Raw genomic sequence first — 21,271 nt, 5'->3', positions numbered from 1 at the left:
CCCCTCACCTAACCTAGGAGAACGATAAGATGAAACTCTACTACAAACCTGGTGCCTGCTCTCTCTCCCCGCACATCGTCTTACGCGAAGCCGGCATCGATTTCGAAATAGAACAGGTCGACACCACCACCAAAAAAACCGCAAGTGGAGCTGACTTTACCCAAATTAATCCGAAGGGCTACGTGCCGGCGCTGGTGCTGGACAACGGACAGGTGCTCACCGAGGGCGCAGCTATCGTTCAATACATAGCCGACCAGAACGCGCCCTCCGGCCTCGCGCCGGCAGCCGGAACGATTGAACGCGCACGTTTGCAGGAGCACCTGAATTATGTAGCGTCCGAGTTTCACAAAGCCTTCGGCCCGTTGTTTACGCCTGATGCCAGCGAGACGGAGCAGAGAGCGGCTAAGGCCAACATCGTCCGCCGCCTCGATTACCTCGAAAGCCTCTTCGCGGATGGCCGCGCCTATCTGCTCGGCGACAGTTTTTCCGTAGCCGACGCCTATCTCTTCGTCGTGACTTCCTGGGCCAGGTTCAAGGAAATCGATCTTTCCGGACATCCCCAAGTAAGTGCATTCCTCATGCGGGTCGCCGGACGTACCAAGGTGCAGGAAGCATTGCAAGCGGAAGGCCTGGCCTGATTCACAACCGAAGCTCGATCCCTCCCGTCAGCGAAAGACCTGCGGGAGGGACGCTCGCTTGGCATCGCCTTGCGCGACGATTAAGCTTCCGACGATAATCTCAAGCGGAGATGAGCGTGGATCCGGATGTCTTTCTCTCCCTGCTCGGCGAGGCAAAGCGATTACTTGAATCTGCCGACACCGGGGAACTGGAGCTTCTGCATCAATGGCCCCGGGATCCTGAACCCGCCCTGCAGTCACCACAGAACCTTCCTGTGCTGGCATGGCTGGACTCAATCCTGGCCGATACACCCGACACGGCGTGGGCGTTCGTCGATAACCTGGTAGCCCACAGCAATGAACTTTACTGGGGTCAGACCTATCAAACTGACGACTTCGGCGCTGCATTTCTGCAGCGCTACGGCTGGTGTAAATTCGCCGGGCCAGGAAGTCCGCTGGCTGACAGCGCCCTTGCCTGTGGCGTGCTTCTTCTTGGCCCGGAAACCGAATATCCTTCGCACAGTCATGCCGCGGAAGAAATCTATCTGCCGCTGTCCGGACAGGCTGAATTCTACCGGGAAGATAACGGCTGGAAAGCTAAAGCGCCTCTGATCCCCGTCCACAACCCGCCCTGGATACGCCACGCGATCAAGACCGGCGACACACCGTTGCTCGTTCTCTATCTCTGGAGCGGCGACGGGCTGGACAGAAAATCCACGATCGGCTGACTCCACCGGACTGATCCCCGCCAACCCGATACCTTCGGCCCGGCGGAGGAGACGCGCATCAACCGTCCGTAAAAGTCCGGGACAGACGATCGGTCAGCGGTTTGACGAAGTAACTGAGCGCCGTGCGGCTGCCGGTCTGGATAAAGATCTCGGCTGGCATCCCTGGAACCAGCTCTATGCCATTCTCCGACCAGTTCTCTTCGTCGGTCAAACGAATGCGGGCGTTGTAATATCGCGTACCGCTGACCTCGTCCGTGAAGCTGTCGGCCGAGACAGCGATGACCTCACCCGTGACCTCGGGAGTAGTCGACTGATCGAATGCCGTGAGGCGGACCCGCGACGCCTGCCCCTGCGCGATCCGGTCGACATCGTCGGTCGGAATGCGCGCCTCGATCACCAAGTCTTCGTCAGCCGGCACCAGATCAAGGATGGCGTCACCCGGCCTGATTACGCCACCGATAGTGTTTACTTCCAGGCCGACCACGACGCCATCCTGCGGCGCAGTCACCTCAACCCGCTTGAGGCGTTGGGCGGCGGCCACCTGGCGTTCCTGCAGGCTGGCGATCTGTGGTTCGGTCAGCCGGAGCTCCGCGGTGGCTTCTTCGCGCAGATCGCGGTCAGCCTGCGCCAGTTCCAGCTTCAATTCCTCGATGCCATTGCGGGCACGTGCGATGCTCGCATTGTGTCCTGCAACCTCCCCACGGATGCGTTCGGCCTCGCGCTCCAATGAAAGCACTCGGCTCAGGGTCGCGTAACCTTTTTTGTAAAGCTTGCGCAAGCCAACTAGTTCCTCGTCGACGAAGGCGATTTCCCGCTTACTGGACACGCGCTGCGCCTGTACGCCGGCGATTTCCTCCCGGAAACGGGCAATGCGCTGCTGGACCAGTTCTGCCTGACCCGCCCGGCTTGCACGGCGCACAAAGAAGAGTTCTTCCTGGCCGGCCAGAATCGCTTCCACTGCAGGATCCCCGCGACGCTCCAGCAACAGGGAGGGAAAGGCAATCGCCTCGATGCCGCGGCTCTCGGCCCGAAGCCGCGCCCTCCGGGCCAACAGCTCGTCGAGTTGTCCCTCGACCACACCCAGGTTGGCCCGGTCGATGGTGCTGTCTAGCCGCAACAGAACCTGCCCCTGACGTACAAGGTCCCCTTCGCCGACCAACAGCTCGCTGATGATTCCCCCCTCGAGGTGCTGCACCGTCTTACGGCTGGATTCCACGGTGAAGGTTCCGGGTACCACAACAGCGCCGTCCAGCTTGGCGGTAACCGACCAGCCGACCAGCCCGCCGACCAGGCCAATGAGCAGGATGAGTCCGACCCAGACATAGACGCCGAGACCGTCTCTCGGCGCGTCGACGACCGACAGGTTTTCGGTGTCACGGGGATTGAGAATGATGGCGCCGCTCATGATTGTTTCCTCCTGGGCAGGGTCGCGACATTGCCGTTGGTCGAGGCCGGTAGGGGTTGGGTGGTGGCAGCAAGCACCTCGTCCTTGGGACCAAATGCCTGCTGGCGGCCGCCGCGCAGAACCAGCAGTTTGTCCGCCGCTTCGATGGCACTCGGCCGGTGTGCCATGACCACAACAATCAGGCCGCGCCGCTTCATCTCGCGAATAGCATCGCCCAAGGCGCAATCGCCATCTGCGTCGAGGTTCGCGTTGGGCTCGTCGAGCACCACCAGAAATGGATCTCCAAAGAGCGCGCGCGCAAGACCAATGCGCTGTCGCTGTCCGCCGGAAAGCTTGCTTCCGTTCTCGCCGATGGCCGTGTTGTAACCGTCGGGCAGATCCAGGATCATGCTGTGACAACCGGCCAGCTTGGCGGCGGTCACGATGGCTTCCGGATCGGCATCCTCGTCAAGCCGGGCGATGTTCTCCGCCACGCTGCCCTCGAAGAGCTCGACGTCCTGCGGCAGATAGCCGATCTGAGGGCCCAGCTCGCGGGGATCCCATTGATCCAGGGCTACGCCGTCGAGACGGAGCGCACCACGCTGAGGCTGCCAGACACCGACCAGGAGACGGGCCAGACTCGATTTGCCAGATGCGCTCGGGCCGATGACGGCCAGAGCTTCACCGGCCAGCAGCGAAAAATTCAAGGCGGAGACCACGGGACGGCGCGACTCCGGCGGTCCGGCGTGGACCTTCTCGACCTCGAGAAAGCTCTTGGCGCGTGGCAGCGACATACGTCGTTCCGCCTGTGGGTGTTCGTCCAAAAGTCCACCGAGGCGGGCGTAGGCTGTGCGCGCGCCGATAAAACTCCGCCATTGACCGATCGCCTGTTCGACCGGCGCCAGGGCACGGCCGAGAATGATCGAGGCAGCGATCATGGCGCCGGGAGTTATGGCTTCTTCGATCACCAGCGCAGCGCCGAAACCCAGAATCGCAGCCTGCAGGATCAGGCGGCCGGTCTTCGAGGTCGCCGTCAGCAGACCGGCACGGTCGCTGGCTCTGGCCTGATGCTGCAAGCCGTCGCGTTGCCGCATCAGCCAGCGGCGGCGCAGACCACCCAGCATGCCCATGGCGCGTAGCACCTCGGCATTACGCTGACCAGCGCCGGCCATGACGTCACCTTCGGTGAAGCGCTGTCCGGCCTGCCCGAGCGGGCGCCGGGTCCAGGCGTTGTTCAGGAGGGCGACCGAGAAAAGAAAGAGCGCACCGGCGGCGGCCACTAGAGCGAGGACTGGATGCAGCAGGTAAATCACCCCGATGTAGACGGGAACCCAGGGCGAATCAAAAAATGCGAAGGGACCAGGCCCCGAGAGAAACTCTCTGAGTGAACGCAGATCACGCAACGGCTGGTCGTCATTGCTTTCGGTACCGCGAATGGAGCGTGACACCAGGCTTTCGAAGACGCGGCCATCCAGGCGGCGTTCGATGCGCGAACCGACGCGCACCAGAATGCGGGAGCGGATCAGCTCCAGAATTCCCATAACCACAAGCAAACCGATGACCAGGACCGAGAGTGCAATCAGGGTATCCTGGCTGTGGCTCGTCAGCACACGGTCATAGACCTGCATCATGTATAGAGGACTGGCGAGCATCAAAAGATTGATGACCAGACTAAACAGTCCGGTTGTGGCGAGACCGCCGGTGCAGGCGCTCAGCGCGCTTCTGACTTCATTACGGCTATTCGGTTTCATGTTTGTCTTCAGCTCCCCGACGCGATCCAAAAGAAGGTCTTTGTTGGCGCTTGAAACTGAGCGCGGGGGTCGGGCGCGAAGTCCGACCCCCAGCCCAGGTCAAGATCAGACGACGAAGTCGGTCTCATTGACCTGATCGACATTGATGCCGGTCAGGCGAACCGAATCGTTGGCCCCGGCATCCAGGTCGATGACAGTGTCGTCACCATCCTGGCGGGCCGCGGCCACCGCATCGGCTGCGTCGTCGAAGAAGGCCGAAACATCGAGCAGATCCAGCTCGTCTTCGAAGTCCGTCACGGTGTCTTCGTTGGTGTCTTCGAGGAAGACAAAGGTGTCGGCTTCGCTGCCGCCGGTCAGCTCATCGTCGCCCTCACCGCCGTTCAACCTGTCGGAGCCGCTACCGCCGTTCAGCACATCCTCGCTGTCTCCGCCGGTCAGGTTGTCGTTGCCTCCGTTACCGAAGACCTCTCCATTCAGCTCACCATCGCTGGAGTCGAGCGTGTCGTCCCCGGCACCGAACTGAATATCGCCGTTGATGACGCCGCTGTTGTTGACCCGAAAATCGACGGTGGAGTCGACGTCGATCTGGATGGCGTTCTCTTCGGCGCTTTGCGCTTCGAGAGTGCCGTAGTTATTGATCGAGCCAGTGAAATCAGTGACGAGATCGATGTTGATCGCGTCGTCATCGACCGACGAAATCGTACCGTGGTTATTGATATCGCCATCGAAGGTCGAACCACTATCGAGGTCGATTCCGTCTTCCAGAACAGTCGATATCGTACCGTAGTTGTCGATATCGCCGGTCACGGTGACATCCGCCCCCACTTGGATACCCTCACCCTCTTCGGAGAGGATACGACCACGGTTGACGATATCGCCCTCGTACACGGAGCCCTCGGCGGCACCCGAGAACAAACGGATACCGTCGGCACCAACACCCGTCGCAGGATCCACACCACGGCCGTAGACCACGCCGTCATTGCGGATTGATGCCGTCACTTCGGCACCGAGCTGGAGTGCGATCCCACTGCCGTTGTTGCCCTGACCGGCATCGATCAGACCACCGCGATGGTTGGTGATGCTGAAGTCGTCGGCGGTGCCGTCGGCATAGACAGTGCCGTTACGCTGATCACCAGTACCGAGAATACGGCCGTAGTTGTGCAGATTCACGCCGCTGCCATCGATGTTGACCGCCCGGCTGTCACTCTGGATCGTGCCGTAGTTCTTCACCTCGGCGTCGTGTTCGCCGGTGCCGAAGTAGAGGCCGTTGTTGGCACCGTCGATCAGGCCATGCCGGGCATTGGTCAGCGTGCCGTCGAAATTCAGGCCATTTGCAAACCGGACACCCGCCGTCGGACCTTGCCCACTCTCCGACAGAATCTTGCCGCCGTTGTAGATGTCACCTTCGAAGGTCGTACCGCCTTCAGCAGCTCCGGAGAAGATGCGCAGGCCATCGCCTGCTTGACCACCGGCCGGGTCCGCCTGACCGCGGCCCTGGAAAGTGCCATAATTGGTGATCGATGCCTCGACCACATCGCCTTCCTCACTGCCGGTCTGCAGGGCGACAGCCGCACCGTTGTTGCCTTCGCCGGCATCGACCCGGCCGAAGCGGTAGTTGTTGATGCTATAGTCGTCAGCAGTCGCATCGGCGTAGACCGTACCGTTGCGCTGGTCACCGGTACCGAGGATACGGCCGTAGTTGTGCAGATCCACGCCGCTGCCATCAATGTTGACCGCCCGGCTGTCACTCTGGATCGTGCCGTAGTTCTTCACCTGGGCATCGTGTTCACCGGTGCCGAAGTAGAGACCGTTGTTGGCACCGTCGATCAGGCCGTTGCGGGCATTGGTCAGCGTGCCGTCGAAGTTCAGGCCGTTGGCAAACCGTACGCCAGCCGTGGGGCCCTGCTCACTCTCGGAAAGGATCTTGCCGCCGTTGTAGATGTTACCCTCGAAGGTCGTACCGCCGCCTTCTGCACCGGAGAAGATGCGTAAACCATCGCCGGCCTGACCGCCGGCGGGATCCGCCTGACCGCGGCCCTGGAAGGTACCGTAGTTGGTGATCGAAGCCTCGACCACGTCGCCTTCCTCACTACCGGTCTGCAGGGCGACAGCCGCGCCGTTATTGCCTTCACCGGCATCGACCCGGGCGAAACGGTAGTTGTTGATGCTGTAATCGTCCGCAGTCGCATCAGCATAGACCGTGCCGTTGCGCTGATCGTCGCTACCTAGGATGCGGCCGTAGTTGTGCAGATCCACGCCACTGCCATCAATGTTGACCGCCCGGCTGTCACTCTGGATCGTACCGTAGTTTTCGACGCGCGCATCGTGCTCACCGGTACCGAAGTAGAGACCGTTGTTGGCGCCGTCGATCAAGCCATTGCGGTCATTGACGATCTTGCCGTCAAAGTTCAAACCGTTGGCGACCCGGATCGCCGCAGTCGGGCCCTGCTCACTTTCAGACAGGATATTGCCGTCGTTGTAGATGTCGCCGTCGAACGTTGTGTCGCCGCCTTCGGCGCCGGAGAAAATCCGGATACCGTCGCCGGCCTGACCCGTGTTGGCAGCCGCCTGGCCGCGGCCCTCGATCGTACCGTAATTGGCTACCGAGGCGCGCACAGAATCACCGGTTTCATCGCCGGTCTGCAGTGCGATACCGGCGCCGTCGTTGCCTTCGCCGGCATCGACCCGGGCATGGCGGCCATTCAGAATCCGATAGTTTTCGGCTGTGCCGTCAGAGTAGATCGTTCCGTTGCGCTGATCGTCGGTGCCGAGGATGTCGCCGTAGTTGTTGATGGCGATATCTTCACCGCCGATGTTTACCGCGCGGCTGTCGCTCTGGATCGTGCCATAGTTGGTTACGCGGCCAGAACTTTCGCCGCCATTGACAAAGTTTACGCCGTTGACGCCGCCGTCAATCAGTCCGCGATTCTGGATATTCGCACGCTCGCCGGAAACTTCAATTCCGGTGTTTTCAGCCAATATCCTGCCGTGGTGCTGGTTGCCGATGTAGGCCCTGTCACCCTGGATGTCGACGGTTGCCGTATCGCCAGTGGTCTCGGCCGTACCGCGATTCCGGAAGGAGACTCGGTCGTCGTCGATGGTCAGGACCGGTTCGCCGTCCACCAGAGTGGCGTCACCTTTGTTCAGAACGAATCGCTGACCATCGAAATCGCTGGTCCGGGCCTGATTGTCGCCGTCCGGAATGACCGTCGCCCCCCGATCCCGGCCAAAGCGGCCGCCGGTCAGGGTGCTTAGAAAGAAGGAAAAGATGCTCACGATTGACTCCTGTTTAACAGTTTGTGTCCGAACCGCTGAGGAAACGGCAGCCGTTCGACTCGGATACTGAAGTCCGAGGACACGGCGATTGCTCCGTCGCGGATCTCAAACGGAACCAAAGGAGAAAAGGGATAGCCCGACAGTAGATAGTTGTGACGCCGAACGAGAGAATCGGGAAAGCCATGGGGGAAGACCTGGATAGCCGCTCCGTCATCTCCGGTCTCCCTTTCCACCGGCACCTGAATGCCGGGGTTCCCCTGGACCGGATCTTAGACGTGGGAAGAGTCTGACAACCTGTTAACTGTTAGAATTTGCATAGGGTTAAACGAAAACTTTGGTGCCTTTTGCGAACACTTTCTTGTGTCTGTTTTGTGAGCACCAACTTCGTCGCGCAGCTGCACAGGATCGCTTTCGGCAAGGCGATTAAGCAGCGCCGCATGTATCCTGAACCCGGCCTTATGAAGGACAGGATGAGGAGGAGTTAGAGTCTGATGAAGACTTCACTGATATTCGATAGGTCAGAGAGCAACTGTTCTTAAAGGAAATTCTCAAGAAGAATCTCAACAGGCCTTAGAGCAATAGAGGCAGATTCGCGCTTTTCACTGATCCCGCAAAACCGGTCAGATTTTAAGCCACCGCACGCAGCCGGCGGTCTTCACGAATCATAGCTGAGGCCTTTTCAGCGATCATGATAGTGGGCGAGTTGGTGTTACCGCTGGTGATCGTCGGCATGATGGAAGCGTCGACCACGCGCAGGCCTTCGATACCGTGAACGCGCAGCCGGTCGTCGACCACTGCCATGGGGTCGTTGCCCATCTTGCAGGTGCCGACCGGGTGAAAGATCGTCGTCGCGATGTCACCCGCGGCGACGGCCAGAGCTTCTTCATCAGCAATATGGAGCCCTGGTTTGAACTCTTCCGGAGAAAAAGGCGCCAAGGCCGGTTGTGCGCAGATCTTCCGGGTCAGCAGAATAGCCTGTGCCGCCACCTTGCGATCGGCCGGCGCCGAGAGATAGTTCGGCCGGATCGCCGGCTGCACGCGCGGGTCCGGTGATTTGATATGGATCGATCCCCGGCTCTCGGGCCGCAGATTGCAGACGCTCGCAGTAAAGGCCGGAAAGGAATGCAGCGGTTCGCCGAACTTGTCCAGGCTCAGCGGTTGCACATGGTATTCCAGGTTCGGTGTTTCGCGACTGCCGTCCGACTTGGCAAAGGCCCCAAGCTGGCTCGGCGCCATGGTTAAGGGGCCGGTCTTGAACAGCATGTACTCCAGGCCCATCCCGACCTTCCCGATCAGGCTGTTTGCTCGTTCGTTCAGGGTTTTTACGTTCTTCACTTTGAAGACCGTGCGGACTTGAAGGTGATCCTGCAGATTTTCGCCGACGCCGGGTAGATCGTGCCGTGTCGCGAGGCCGTATTGACTGAGAACCTCGCCTGGTCCGATGCCCGAGAGCTGCAGCAATTGCGGTGATCCCACCGCGCCTGTGGCGAGGATCACTTCGCCCCTGGCACGAGCTTTGCTCAACACGTCCCTGTGGCAGAATTCGACACCGGTGACGCGCTGTCCCTCCAGGGTGAGCCGCTTGGCCTGGGCGTGCGTCAGCACTGTCAGGTTCGGCCGAACCATGGCCGGACGCAGAAAGGCCTTTGCCGTATTCCAGCGCACGCCCCTGCGTTGATTCACCTGAAAATAACCGCAGCCTTCGTTGTCGCCGCGATTGAAATCGTCGGTCTTGGGCACGCCTGCCTGATGCGCGGCTTCCTGAAAAGCATCCAGAATATCCCAGGACAAACGCTGTTGCTCGACCCGCCACTCACCACCGCTGCCATGCTGAGCATCAGCACCGCGCGCCTGATCCTCTGAACGTTTGAAGACCGGCAGAACATCGTCCCAACCCCAGCCGACATTGCCAAGCTGCCGCCACTGGTCGTAATCCTGCGACTGGCCGCGCATGTAGATCATGCCGTTAATCGAGGAGCAGCCGCCCAGCACCTTGCCACGCGGATAGGCCAGCGCTCGACCATTCAAACCTGGTTCTTCCTCGGTCTCAAAACACCAGTCCGTGCGCGGATTGCCCATGCAATAGAGATAGCCGACGGGAACATGAATCCAGAAATAATCGTCCTTGCCACCGGCTTCCAGCAACAGAACGCTTACGTCCGGATCGCTGGACAAGCGGTTGGCGAGAACGCAACCGGCACTGCCGGCACCAACGATCACATAGTCGAATTCTCCGACGTCCTTGATGTCCCCTTGATCGCTGCCTTGCGCCACAAATGCCCCCGTATCAGCCCGCACAACTCTTGCTGTCCGCAGCCCAGTTCTTGAATTCACTCTGTTGTCGAACGGATGATACCAATCCGATTAGGCCGGGAGCAAGGACGCCCCACCGATGCTGCACCTAAGTCGTCCCTTAGAGATATGTCTTTACAATTGCGACTTTAGGATGTATTTTTTTCATCATCTCCCGCAGGAGAAGAGCGCATGGTCAGTGACTGGTTGCTAAAGGAGCCCACCACCCCGCTGCGTAAACCGGCAGACGGTCTCCATCTGCGGAGTGAGGTTTCTTTTGAGGAATTGGCGCAGCAACTGGCGTTCGACGTGCAGCGAGATCTCCTGGTTTACTGGAACGTCATCCGAAGAGAAACGCCAATACCATCCAGATCCGATTTCGACCCTTTGGGTATCCCTCAGGCCTTACCCTACCTCGGTCTTATCGACATTATCGAACCCGGACCCCAGTTCCGCTATCGCCTGATCGGAACCAAGCTGCCGGCCTATGCCGGAGGCCGTTTAGAGGGCCGGTTGGTTGACGATCACAAAACTGCCAGCTACGCGGCTTACCTCAACTGTGTCTACGAACTTCCATACAGATTCCGCCAGCCGGTTTTCATTCGCGAATGCGCCGTTTACGAGGATGGTTCCCGGGAAAGTTTCGCCCGGCTCCTGCTCCCGCTCGCCTTGGATCTCAACATGCCCAACATGCTGATGATTTCGATCATCCGCGAAAACCGCGATGTCTTCGAACCTCCAGCTTGCAGAAGCACACCGCGAAACTGCACGGCCCTGACGATGGTGTCGGCAAGACCGCCGCACTGATTGAGCAGAGCGGCGGCTTGTCAACTGGGTCGCTAACCGCCTGGTTTCGCCCGCATGTTCTCTGGAAGGTAAGTCACTAGTTCGGGGAACCAAATCAGCACAAAGACCATCACAACCATGATAAAGAACATCGGGATTGCAGCCTTCGCTATGTAGTTCATCTCATGCTTCGTCATGCCCTGCAGCACGAAGAGGTTAAAGCCGATCGGTGGAGTGATCTGTGCCATCTCAACCACGACCACGATAAAGATCCCGAACCAGATGACGTCGATCCCTGCTTGACGGATCATGGGCTCGACGACCGCCATGGTCAGAACCACCGAAGAGATACCATCGAGGAAACAGCCAAGCACGATATAGAACACGAGCAACGCCATCAGCAGTTCGAATCTGCTAAGTTCCATACCGGCGATCCACTCGGCGAGCGCCCGCGGCAGGCCGGTAAAGCCCATGGTCAGAGACAGGAAGGCCGCGCCGGCCAAGATCAGGGCAATCATCGCCGAAGTGCGTGTCGCCCCCATGAGACTCTCGGTGAAGGTCGACCAGTTAAGTGACTTCTGACCTGCAGCGAGCAACAAGGCGCCGATCACACCAAAGGCAGCAGCCTCGGTCGCCGTTGCAAGACCAAGATACATGGAACCGATCACAACCAGGATCAGGCATATTACCGGGATCAGAAATCGCGAGTTCGCAATCTTCTCCGCCAAGCTCGTCTTTGGCTCCGGGTCCGGGTTGTAGTTGGAAGAGACTTTCGAATAGATCGCCACGTATCCCATAAACATCGACGCTAAAACCAGTCCAGGCAGGACACCTGCGATAAACAGTTTCGAAATCGATTCATTGATGGTTACGCCATAAACGATAAGCGTGAGCGAGGGCGGAATCATAAGTCCCAGCGTCGCGGCGCCGGCAAGCGTGCCGATGATCATATGTTCAGGATAATTACGCCGGCGCAGTTCGGGGATCGACATCTTGCCGACCGTGGTCAGCGTCGCCGCCGAAGATCCCGACACCGCCGCAAACACCGTACAGCCGACAATGTTGGTATGAACCAGACCACCGGGCAGCCCGGCCATCCAGGGGGTCAGTCCCTTAAACATATCCTCGGATAATCGGGTCCGGAAAAGGATCTCACCCATCCAGATAAATAGTGGCAAGGCTGTGAGCGTCCAGGAAGAGGACGCGGTCCAGATCGTCGTGATCATGGCATCGCCGACCGGGCGCGTGGTGAAAAGCTCCATGCCGAAAAAGGCGACGCCCAGCAGCGCAAGCCCGACCCAGACCCCTGTGCCAAGCAACAGGAAAAGGACAAAAAGGAAGATGGCGATCAGTTCGAGATGTTCCATGACCGCCCCCTAATCGTGGTCGTCGACCAGTTCCGCTTCGATGCGGTGGTCGCCGAAAAAGATGAGATTAACGAGATGATCGGTCAGTGCGATCGCGAAAAGAATGGAGCCGACGACCATAGCAATCTGCGGAATCCAGATCGGCGTGGCATCCTGGCCTTGACTGACGTCATGCAACTTCCAGGACCAATAGGCCCCCTTGATGGCGTAGCGCGCCATGTACCACGCAAGCGCCGTGCCGACGGCAAAGCACCAGACCTCGACCCAGCGGCGGTAACCGCCAGCTGCCTGTAACAGCAGGCTCACCCGGATATGGGCTCCACGATTAAGGGCGTGCGCAAAGGCAAAAAACGATGCCGCAGCCATGCAATAGCCGGCGTAATCCGCAGCCCCCGGGAAGACATTCCCGGTCCAGCGTGCCAGCATTTGCAGGACAACGAGTGTTAAGATGGCGATCAGGAACAGGGCAGCAACGATCCCCGATCCGAAATAGAGTCTGTCCAGCGTTCTCCGGACGATCGGTCCGACAGCCTTCATCGACTTCCCCCTGCTTTCCCCTGAAAGATAAAACGAGACGTGACTTGTTCTTCGACCGGCCCTGGCCGCAGCAGGCATCAGAAGATCCCTACGTCGGCATAGCTACTTACGCGTCTCTTTAATCCGAAATAAGAAATGGAGAGGCGCTTAAGCCTCTCCATTTCATCCGTCTTAGTTGGCCTTGAAGGCGTCGATGATCGCTTTGCCTTGATCACCGGTCTTTTCGAGCCACTCTTTGGTCATGATGTCACCAAAGCCGATCAGTTCACCCTGCATCTTGTCACTGGCAGGCGCCACCGTCATCCCACCGGCACGCAGGCCGTTGAGCGTGAAGTCGGTGTACTGAACCGAACGCCAGTAACCGGCGTACGACGCCAGTTCGGCGCAGGCTTCGACCACGTTCTTCGTGCCGTCGTCCAGGCCACCCCAGGAGTCCTTATTGACGATCACGTAGTTCCGCGGCAGCCACGAATCGACCTCGTAGAAGTGCGTCAGATGCTCCCAGACTTTCCGGTCGTAACCGGTCGCGCCCGAGGACACCATGGATTCGGCGACACCGGTCGCGAAGGCCTGCGAGATTTCAGCCGCTTCGACCTGAACCGGCAGCATGCCCGCCAGTTCCGCCAGACGTGCCGTCGCCGAGTTATACGAGCGGAACTTGACGCCCTTCATGTCGGCAACCTCATTTACTTCTTTCTTGAAGTAGAGGCCCTGCGGCGGCCAAGGAACAGCGTAGAGAAGCTTCAGGTTCTGTTCGTCCAGGACCTTTTCGATCTCAGGCCGTGCGGCTTTCCAGAGCTTCTCCGACTGCTCGAAAGAGTTTGCGAGGAACGGAATGGAGTCGACGCCGAACAGAGCATTTTCGTTCTGGTGTGCCGACAGCAGGCGCTCACCGATCGGCGCCTGACCAGTCTGAACCGCGCGCTTGATATCGTTGCCTTTGAAGAGCGAACCCGAAGGATGAGTAACGATCTCCAGCCCACCGCCGGTTCCCTTGGTGACACATTTGCCGAATTCAGCGCCGGTGACCGAATGGAAATTCGTCGCCGAATAGGCCATCGGCATATCCCAGGTTTCAGCCGAAGCAGAGGTCGCGACCGAAGCGGCCAAACCGATACCCGCCGCTGTCGCTAGAAGTGACTTCATTAATCGCATGTACTTTTTCTCCCTGTCGTTGGCGGCCCACATTTGAGCCGTGGTCAAGCGAATCTCGCCGGCGCGTAAGCCGAAAGATCACTGTTGGGGCGATCCCCGGAAATCAATCCGGCAAGAATGCGCCCGGTTTTTGGCCCTCCGGTCAGGCCGATATGGTGATGACCAAATCCCATAAAGACCGACTTGAGACCTGGGGCCTCGCCAATAACCGGAATGGAATCCGAAACGGCGGGCCGGTGGCCCATCCACTCCCGGGTTTCCTTCCAGGTTAAGTTTGGTATCGCTTTGGATATATTCTCAAGCAGCAATTCGATCGGTCGCCGGCTGGGCGGTGCATCCAGGCCGCCGAACTCGACCAGTCCCGCAACCCGCAAGCGACCATCCATCGGCGTCACGACGAACTTGCCTGACGCAAGCATCACGGGCGAACGCGGCATGATGTTTGGCTCTACAAGCTCAACGTGATACCCCCGTTCGCTTTCAAGCGGAACCTTCATGCCAAGCTTTTTTGCCAACGGACCCGACCAGACGCCTGCCGTGACAACGGCCGAATCACAATCGATCACACCTTGATCCGTCACGACACCACTCACGGTGCCGTTTTCCTTCCTGAAGTCGGAGACATCCGCCTTGATGTAACGCCCCCCGTTGCTTGTAACCGACGTAGCGAGGTCTTTAACGTAGCGGCCAGGATCTGCTATTCGGCCATGTCCGCTAAGGCGCGCAGCGAAGGTCAGATCTTCGGCAAAGACCGGGTCATAGGCTTTGAATTCGTCGCCTTCAAGCTCCTGCCAGGAGAAACCATTGGCTTTGCGCAGGCCCCACCCGAAACTATCGGCCTCAAAGTTGCTGCGGTTGCCGTAAATAAAGAGATAATCGGATGGCACGAGCCATTTCTCTGCGCCCGTCCCTTCCGCCAGGGCCTGATGCTGTTCGAGGCTGTCGCCGACGATGTCATTCAAGGCGGAGGCAATGCGCGTGGTCTCAGAGGCCTTGCAGTGAGAAAGGTAATGCCGCAGAAAGGGCAGGAGTTTTGGCAGATACGACCACCGCAGGAACAGGGGCGACTTCCGATCCAGCAACATAGCCGGCACCTTGCCGAGCAACCCGGGAACTGTGACAGGCACAATTGAGCAAGAAGCGAGGATTCCTCCGTTGCCATAAGACGTGCCTTCGCCCGGACCCAAGCGATCAATCAAGATCACCTCACAACCACTGCGTTGCAACCAGACAGCCGTCGACACGCCGACAATTCCAGCTCCAATAACGGCCACCTTCTTGGCGCCTGTTCCGTTATGCTTCGGAGCTTCGTTCATCCTGTCCTGCGTCCCTTTGTCATTGTTTGTCATCACAAATTGGCATCGCTCCAACCACTGAGAGTGAACGTGGTCCCACGACAGCGCAAGCGTTACTGTCTCGTCTCCACGGCATATCGGCCAAGTTTCTCGACATCCACATCAAATCCGAGGCCCGGCCCGTCCGGCACCACAACCTTGCCGTTATCGCTTGGGAAGGGTTCGCTCAACAGGTCTTCCTTCAGGTACCAACGCGCCTGATAAAACTCACAGCCGAGTGAAATGTTGGGGGCCGCCGCGATCATATGTGTTCCGGCGAGATGTGCGATCCCGCTTTCGAACATATCGCCGCCGTAGGCCGGCATCCCGGCCGATTCAGCGATCGCAGCCACCTCCATACCTCGGCGAGGGCCGCCGGTTTTCATAATTTTCACCGAGATAGCATCACAGAGCCGGCCCTTTACCGCTTTGTGGGCATCGCTGGGGGAAAAGACCGTCTCGTCCGCAAGTAATGGCGTCTCCAACTCGGCGGTGAAAAGCGCCATGGCTTCGTGATTTCGCCCCGGCACCGGCTGCTCGATGAAGGTCACATGGAATTGCTCGACGTCCTTGAGTTTGCGCAGCGCCCCAAAGGGCTGCAGGCCTTGATTGTAATCAATCCGAATATCGAGCTCCGGATAGGTTTTTCGCAGGCGCTCCAGCCGCTCAAGGTCAAAGGCGTGCCCGCGCACACCGGTCTTCAGCTTGATAATGCGCAGACCCTCTTCCCAGACCTGCGCCATCAGCGCCATATCCGCATCGAAATCGGGATCGGCAAGCGAGATCGATAACGGAATTTCACTGCGGAACCGGCCGCCAAGAAGCGCCCAGACCGGCTGTCCGGTTGCCCGGCCACGGCAATCCAGCAACGCCGTCTCCAAGGCAGCCTTGGCTTCCGTATGGCCGGCAATCGCACGGTCGGCATTCGCCATGATGAGCGGGATATCGGCGGGATCGGCACCGATCACCACCGGCCTGATATAGCGATCCAAAGCTGCCGCTGTGGCCTCTGCCGTCCCCGTAAAGACCGCCCAGGGCGAAGCTTCGCCGAAACCGCTGCAACCGCTCGCCGTATCCAGACGAAGGATGACGACGTCTACATTTCCGGCGACCAGACCGCTGCCGTGGTCGCGCGGTGCGCGAACCGGCAATGCCGCGTGCCAGATCGTCATGCGTTCGATTTTATCTTTTTCGTGAGCCATACCGTGTCGCCCTGTGCAACTACTATCCAATGGGCTCAAGCCACCCACTCACTGACCGGCGCATTGGCGTCCTGCAGCGGCTGCGCGATGACATCAACAAGGGTCGGCCCGTCGGCTTCGAGCGCAGCCTTCATCGCATTTTCTAGATCCGCAGGATCCTCGACCCGCCAGGTTTTCAGGCCATAGGCCGCGGCGATCCCCGCATGATCACTGCGAGTGAAATCGACTGAATAATACCGCTCCCCAAAACCGCTCTTCTGACCTGCCTTGATCCAGCCATAGACCGAATTCGAGAAGACCACATAGGTAATCGGCAGGTTCTTACGCATCACCGTCTCGTATTCGCCAACGGTAAAGCCGAAGCTGCCGTCGCCCATCACGGACACGCACTTGGCACCGGGACGTCCGTAGTGTGCGCCCAGGACCGCGGCTGCCGAATAGCCAAGGGCACCATGGGCGCGGTTGGTGATGAACTGCCGGCCGGCTTTGCCGTTCTGATAGAAGGCCGAAAAGAACGGACAGGGTGTGCCCGGATCGGCCACGACCACGGCATCGTCGTCCAAAAGCTTGCCGAGCGTTGAGACCACCCTTTCCGGCCGGATCGGCGAATCGTTGCTTGCGGCCCGTTCTTCAAAGTCGGCGAATTTGATCTTACGTGCTTTCGCGATCCGGGCGGCACCGCCGAAGTCGCGTCGTTCACCGGATTGAGCCAGAACGTCATTGGCCATACGCAGCGCCAGCTGTGCATCTCCGTTCAAGGCCACCTCGGTCTCATAATTCGCGGAAATTACCATGGGATCGATATCGATGTGCAGGATCCGCTGTCCGGGAGTCGGGCAGCGCCAACGCTCTGTCGTCACCGAACCCGCGCGGCAGCCAATAAAGAGGACCAGATCCGCTTCCTCGACCACTTCCCTCGTCTCGGCCACACCCCCATTACTGCCGACCACGCCAAGGCACAAAGGATGGCTATCCGCCAGACTGCCCTGCCCGCTGATGGTTGTAGCGACAGTCATATTCAGGGCTTCGGCAAAGCTCTGCAACTCGCTTTCCGCTCCTGAGATTACGACGCCACCGCCGCAAATGATCATAGGGTTCTTTGCCGACAGCAGAGCTTCGACCATCCGCTCCACAGCCTGAGCCGCCGGCCCGGCTCGCCAGGCCGGATAGTGGCCCAGCTCCGACTGCGCCCAGATCTCACTTTCCGAGACCGCTGCTTTTTGTACGTCAAAAGGCAGGCCGATATGCGCCGACCCCGGCCGCCCGGTGGTCATGGCACGAAACGCGGCCCGCACCATAGCTGGCAGGCGCTCCGCCTGATCGATCACGGTGTTCCACTTGGTCAGGGGCCGGAATAGACTGTTCTGATCCAGCTCGGTCAGGGGATAGCGGCCACGGGCCGAAGTGGAAACATCGGTCGTAATTCCGAGAATCGGCACCGACGATTCGTTGGCTTCGACCAGTCCCGGCAAAATATAGGTGGCGCCGCCGCCACTGGGGCCTTCGCAGACACCTACCTTACCCGAAACCCGGGCATAGGCGTCAGCCATATAGGCAGCGTGCCGCTCGTCCCGAGTCAAAATGTGTTCGATCCCATGATCGAGACGGTAGAGCGCATCGTAAAGCGGCAGCGTCGTGTCACCGCAAAGTCCGAAAATATGTTTTACGCCATGAGCTTGAAGCATCCGCACCATTGCTTCGGCGCCGTTCAGCTCATTTCCACCTGCGGTCATCGGGATCTCTTTCAACTGGTTGGAGGGTGTTCAGTCACCCTAGGTTACGCGTCGTGTTCGATGCAGCACAAAGCTCCGGATCAGGCGTTTCCATCTGACTTCCGAACTGCATATTTATCTGTATACAGGACTGTATGTTTTAAGTTGCATGAGAGTCAAGCAGGTGCAATAACTTTCTTGCGACGGCTGGTAAATAGGTTCGCCTTTGGGCGCATTAGTCTTTAAAATCAGCTGCTTGAAACAGTTTAGATCCACGCCGGAAAGCCCGGCGAGAGGAATCCGAATGCCTGGCGAAACGGCAAATCCGGCAAGCGTCGATCGTATCTATGACGCGGTCAGGGAACTGGCTGCGAGCTATGCAATCAAGCCGGACGAAAGAATCAATGAAGGTTCCCTTGCGAAATCCTTGGGAGCCAGTCGCACGCCGGTCCGCGAGGCACTGAACCGTCTTGTCGCCGAGGACCTGCTGGTCTTTCATCCCGGCAAGGGCTTCTTCTGCCGTGCACTGGACCCACAACAAATCTTCGACCTTTACGAACTTCGAGTCATCATCGAAGAGGCGGCGGTCACCCTCGCCTGCGAACGTGCCGAAGACTCGGATATCGAAGCCTTGCGCCTGGACCTCATGACCAATGGACTGGACTACGAAGGCAAGAGTGTTAAAGAGCTGGTGGCTTATGACGAGCACTTTCACCAGACTCTGGTGAGCCTCTCCGGAAACGGTGAACTGGTCAAACGGTTGCGCAACATCAATGCCCGGATTCGCTTTGTCCGCTGGTTCGATATGGAACAACGGATCTCGGTGACGCGTGGCGAGCATCGGGAGCTGATGGACCAGCTTGCCAAACGCGACGCAGCGGCCTGCCGCAACATTCTGCGCGGACACATCGAAAAGCGGCTCGATCAGATCATCGCCTTCGCTCGTGCGGGCTATTCGGCACTCTATCTGCCCGATTCCCAAGGCCCGCTGACGGGAAGCCCACTCATTGCAAGTTCGGGGCGTTAAGCGCCGGCGACAGGCCTTCAAAACAATCGATAAAGACGACAGCGGTAAGGTGAGTATGAAAGTTAAAGGTGGTAAGACCGTATATGGTGCCAGCATCGGGATCCTGATGCTGGAAACCAAATTCCCGCGTATCCAGGGGGACATGTGCAACGCGCTGACCTGGCCCTTTCCCGTCCGCTATAAGGTGGTCAGCGGTGCTTCCCCCGATCGGGTGGTTCGAAACCGCGCAGAAGGACTATTGGAAACCTTCATCGCCGATGCCCGGGCTCTTGTCGATCAAGGCGCCGATGGCATCACCACCAACTGCGGCTTTCTCTCACTGTTTCAGGACGAACTGGCAGCGGCCTGCGGAGTGCCGGTGGCAACCTCCTCTCTCTTGCAGGTTGAGGCGGTCAATCGCCTGCTCGCTCCGAGCAAGCGTTGCGGCGTCCTGACCATCTCTCGCGAGACCCTTTCCGATGACCATCTGCGCGCGGCGCGCGTGCCTCCGGACACACCCATTATGGGCACCGAGGGTTTACGCGAATTCAGCCGCGTAATCCTTGATGATGAAGAGGAGCTGGATATCGAAGCGAGCCGCCTGGACCTGATTGACGCATCGCGGGCCTTAGCCGAGGCAAACCCCGATCTTGGCGCCATTGTCCTGGAGTGCACCAACATGGTGCCCTTCGCACATGACATCCGCGCAGCGACCGGGCTTCCCGTCTACAGCATTTACAGTTACATCCTTTGGTTCCAGTCCGCCCTGGCACCGCGCGTGTTTCCGGCAGGCCTGTAAGATCTGATACCATTTTGGTCAGTCGCTTCGCGGCGCGGCTTTCCGTAAGGTGACCGGATGAAAATCCTCATCTTCACGATGGGTTCGCGCGGCGACGTGCAGCCCTATGTGGCGCTAGGCGCCGCCCTGCGTGGCCTCGGGCACAGTGTCACGATCTCGACGGGCGAGGGCTTCGACGAGATGATCGAAGCCGAAGGCTTGACGGTCGCAACGGTCTCGGTCGATTTCCGAGCTTTGATCAATTCACCCGATTTGCGGGAAGCTCTGCACAGCTTCAGTGGCAAGATAAAAGCCTGGCGCAAATTCAAACCTCTCATGCGGCAGCATTACGACGACATGTGGCAAATCGCCCAGGATGTGAAGCCTGACCTTTACATTTACCACCCCAAGGGGTCAGTCGCGCGGCTTATCGCAGAGGCGCAGCAGGTGCCGGCTATCGCGACCAGCCTGCAGCCCACCTTCGTTCCGACCGAAGCCTTCCCGGTGATTTTTACACCCTTCGCCGATTTGGGTGGCTTCGGTAACAGGCTGAGTCACCACCTCTTCAACGCTCTTGCGGCCTGGGGGCAATCCAACTCCTTCGGCAGTTGGGGCACAGAGATTCTTGGCATAACGGGATCAGGAAAACGGGATTTCTTCGACGGTTACGATCCAACGGGCCGGGTATTGCCCCGCCTGCACGGCTACAGCAGGCATATCGTTCCCAAGCCCAAGGACTGGCCAGAGCGTGAGCAGGTCACGGGTTACTGGTTCAGCGAACCGGTGAATGACTGGACACCACCAGAGCCGCTTGCAAATTTTCTTGGTGCTGGCCCCCCGCCAGTCTATGTCGGTTTCGGCAGCATGCCGGCGGAAGACGCCGAACGGCAGACCCGCGTGGTGATCGATGCGCTCGAATTGTCAGGCCACCGCGGAATATTAGCGACGGGCTGGGGCGGCCTGAAGGACCTGACCAACAGCAGTGACATCCACCTGCTGGAAAGCGCACCCCATAGCTGGCTCTTTCCCCGTTGCTCGGCGGTGGTTCATCACGGTGGTGCCGGCACCACCCACGAAGGCCTGCGCTGGGGCCGCCCGAGCGTCGTCTGCCCACTGACCGTCGACCAACCTTTTTGGGGCCGCCGGGTTAAGGCCCTGGGCGCGGGTCCCGCTCCGCTCCCCCAGAAACGCCTGAACGCAACGGATTTGGCCAAGGCACTGGAGGCCGCACACCAACACGCCATCACCTCCCGCGCAAAGGAGACTGCCGAGATGATGCACGAAGAATGCGGTGCTCAAAAGGCGGCGGAAGTAATCGGCCGAACTTTCTGTTGATCCACCCTAAC

The 21,271-nt window shown here is 59.2% G+C and carries 16 protein-coding genes; 6 read left to right on the top strand and 10 right to left on the bottom strand.

What is annotated here, in order from left to right; translation table 11 throughout:
- Window positions 1–29 precede the first annotated feature (29 nt).
- Together gstA and QMZ18_RS14780 are read left to right on the top strand one after the other, a co-directional pair.
- Entirely contained in the window at window positions 30–638 is a 609-nt protein-coding gene (gene gstA / locus QMZ18_RS14785; protein ID WP_282607077.1) for a glutathione transferase GstA, read from the top strand.
- A 116-nt stretch (window positions 639–754) separates the two neighbouring features.
- Window positions 755–1,345 (top strand): dimethylsulfonioproprionate lyase family protein, encoded by a 591-nt coding sequence (locus tag QMZ18_RS14780; RefSeq protein WP_282607076.1) that lies wholly within the window; start codon window positions 755–757, stop codon window positions 1,343–1,345.
- 58 nt (window positions 1,346–1,403) lie between these two features.
- Here QMZ18_RS14780 and QMZ18_RS14775 read toward each other — a convergent pair whose 3' ends face one another.
- The 4 genes from QMZ18_RS14775 to QMZ18_RS14760 form a co-directional block, all read right to left on the bottom strand.
- Window positions 1,404–2,750 (bottom strand): HlyD family type I secretion periplasmic adaptor subunit, encoded by a 1,347-nt coding sequence (locus QMZ18_RS14775; RefSeq protein ID WP_282607075.1) that lies wholly within the window; start codon window positions 2,748–2,750, stop codon window positions 1,404–1,406.
- On the bottom strand, window positions 2,747–4,480 hold the full coding sequence (locus QMZ18_RS14770) for a type I secretion system permease/ATPase (protein WP_282607074.1): 1,734 nt from the start codon (window positions 4,478–4,480) through the stop codon (window positions 2,747–2,749). Before QMZ18_RS14770 ends, QMZ18_RS14775 begins: the two co-directional genes overlap by 4 nt.
- Window positions 4,481–4,585: 105 nt before the next feature.
- Complete coding sequence (locus QMZ18_RS14765) at window positions 4,586–7,756, bottom strand: hypothetical protein (RefSeq protein ID WP_282607073.1); 3,171 nt, start codon at window positions 7,754–7,756, stop codon at window positions 4,586–4,588.
- A gap of 627 nt (window positions 7,757–8,383) precedes the next feature.
- The gene (locus QMZ18_RS14760; protein WP_282607387.1) at window positions 8,384–10,003 is read right to left on the bottom strand and encodes a GMC family oxidoreductase; all 1,620 of its coding nucleotides are present in this window, start codon (window positions 10,001–10,003) and stop codon (window positions 8,384–8,386) included.
- A gap of 237 nt (window positions 10,004–10,240) precedes the next feature.
- Between QMZ18_RS14760 and QMZ18_RS14755 the strand changes: the two genes are divergently transcribed.
- Entirely contained in the window at window positions 10,241–10,855 is a 615-nt protein-coding gene (locus QMZ18_RS14755) for a PAS domain-containing protein (protein WP_282607072.1), read from the top strand.
- 32 nt (window positions 10,856–10,887) lie between these two features.
- Here the strand turns inward: QMZ18_RS14755 and QMZ18_RS14750 are convergent, their stop codons facing one another.
- The 6 genes from QMZ18_RS14750 to QMZ18_RS14725 form a co-directional block, all read right to left on the bottom strand.
- A complete protein-coding gene (locus QMZ18_RS14750; RefSeq protein ID WP_282607071.1) occupies window positions 10,888–12,201 on the bottom strand; it encodes a TRAP transporter large permease in 1,314 nt (437 codons plus the stop codon).
- A gap of 9 nt (window positions 12,202–12,210) precedes the next feature.
- Entirely contained in the window at window positions 12,211–12,738 is a 528-nt protein-coding gene (locus QMZ18_RS14745) for a TRAP transporter small permease (RefSeq protein WP_282607070.1), read from the bottom strand.
- A gap of 171 nt (window positions 12,739–12,909) precedes the next feature.
- On the bottom strand, window positions 12,910–13,893 hold the full coding sequence (locus tag QMZ18_RS14740) for a TRAP transporter substrate-binding protein (RefSeq protein WP_282607069.1): 984 nt from the start codon (window positions 13,891–13,893) through the stop codon (window positions 12,910–12,912).
- A gap of 44 nt (window positions 13,894–13,937) precedes the next feature.
- On the bottom strand, window positions 13,938–15,209 hold the full coding sequence (locus tag QMZ18_RS14735) for an FAD-binding oxidoreductase (RefSeq protein WP_282607068.1): 1,272 nt from the start codon (window positions 15,207–15,209) through the stop codon (window positions 13,938–13,940).
- Between the two features lie 92 nt (window positions 15,210–15,301).
- Entirely contained in the window at window positions 15,302–16,429 is a 1,128-nt protein-coding gene (locus QMZ18_RS14730) for an enolase C-terminal domain-like protein (protein ID WP_282607067.1), read from the bottom strand.
- A gap of 35 nt (window positions 16,430–16,464) precedes the next feature.
- The gene (locus tag QMZ18_RS14725) at window positions 16,465–18,162 is read right to left on the bottom strand and encodes a thiamine pyrophosphate-binding protein (protein WP_282607066.1); all 1,698 of its coding nucleotides are present in this window, start codon (window positions 18,160–18,162) and stop codon (window positions 16,465–16,467) included.
- Window positions 18,163–18,445: 283 nt separating this feature from the next.
- Between QMZ18_RS14725 and QMZ18_RS14720 the strand changes: the two genes are divergently transcribed.
- The 3 genes from QMZ18_RS14720 to QMZ18_RS14710 are packed head-to-tail and all read left to right on the top strand — an operon-like array spanning window position 18,446 to window position 21,260.
- Window positions 18,446–19,168: a GntR family transcriptional regulator gene (locus QMZ18_RS14720; RefSeq protein ID WP_282607065.1), complete on the top strand. Its 723-nt coding sequence runs from the start codon at window positions 18,446–18,448 to the stop codon at window positions 19,166–19,168.
- Window positions 19,169–19,223: 55 nt separating this feature from the next.
- Window positions 19,224–19,946, top strand: a complete 723-nt coding sequence (locus tag QMZ18_RS14715) for an aspartate/glutamate racemase family protein (protein ID WP_282607064.1) — start codon at window positions 19,224–19,226, stop codon at window positions 19,944–19,946.
- A 57-nt stretch (window positions 19,947–20,003) separates the two neighbouring features.
- Window positions 20,004–21,260, top strand: a complete 1,257-nt coding sequence (locus QMZ18_RS14710) for a glycosyltransferase (RefSeq protein WP_282607063.1) — start codon at window positions 20,004–20,006, stop codon at window positions 21,258–21,260.
- Window positions 21,261–21,271: the final 11 nt, after the last annotated feature.

The organism is Pelagibius sp. Alg239-R121 (genome assembly GCF_947331435.1).
Taxonomy (GTDB): Bacteria; Pseudomonadota; Alphaproteobacteria; order Kiloniellales; family Kiloniellaceae; genus Denitrobaculum.
Note: the sequence above shows the minus strand (reverse complement) of the source record. Positions and strands in the feature narration are given on the sequence as shown.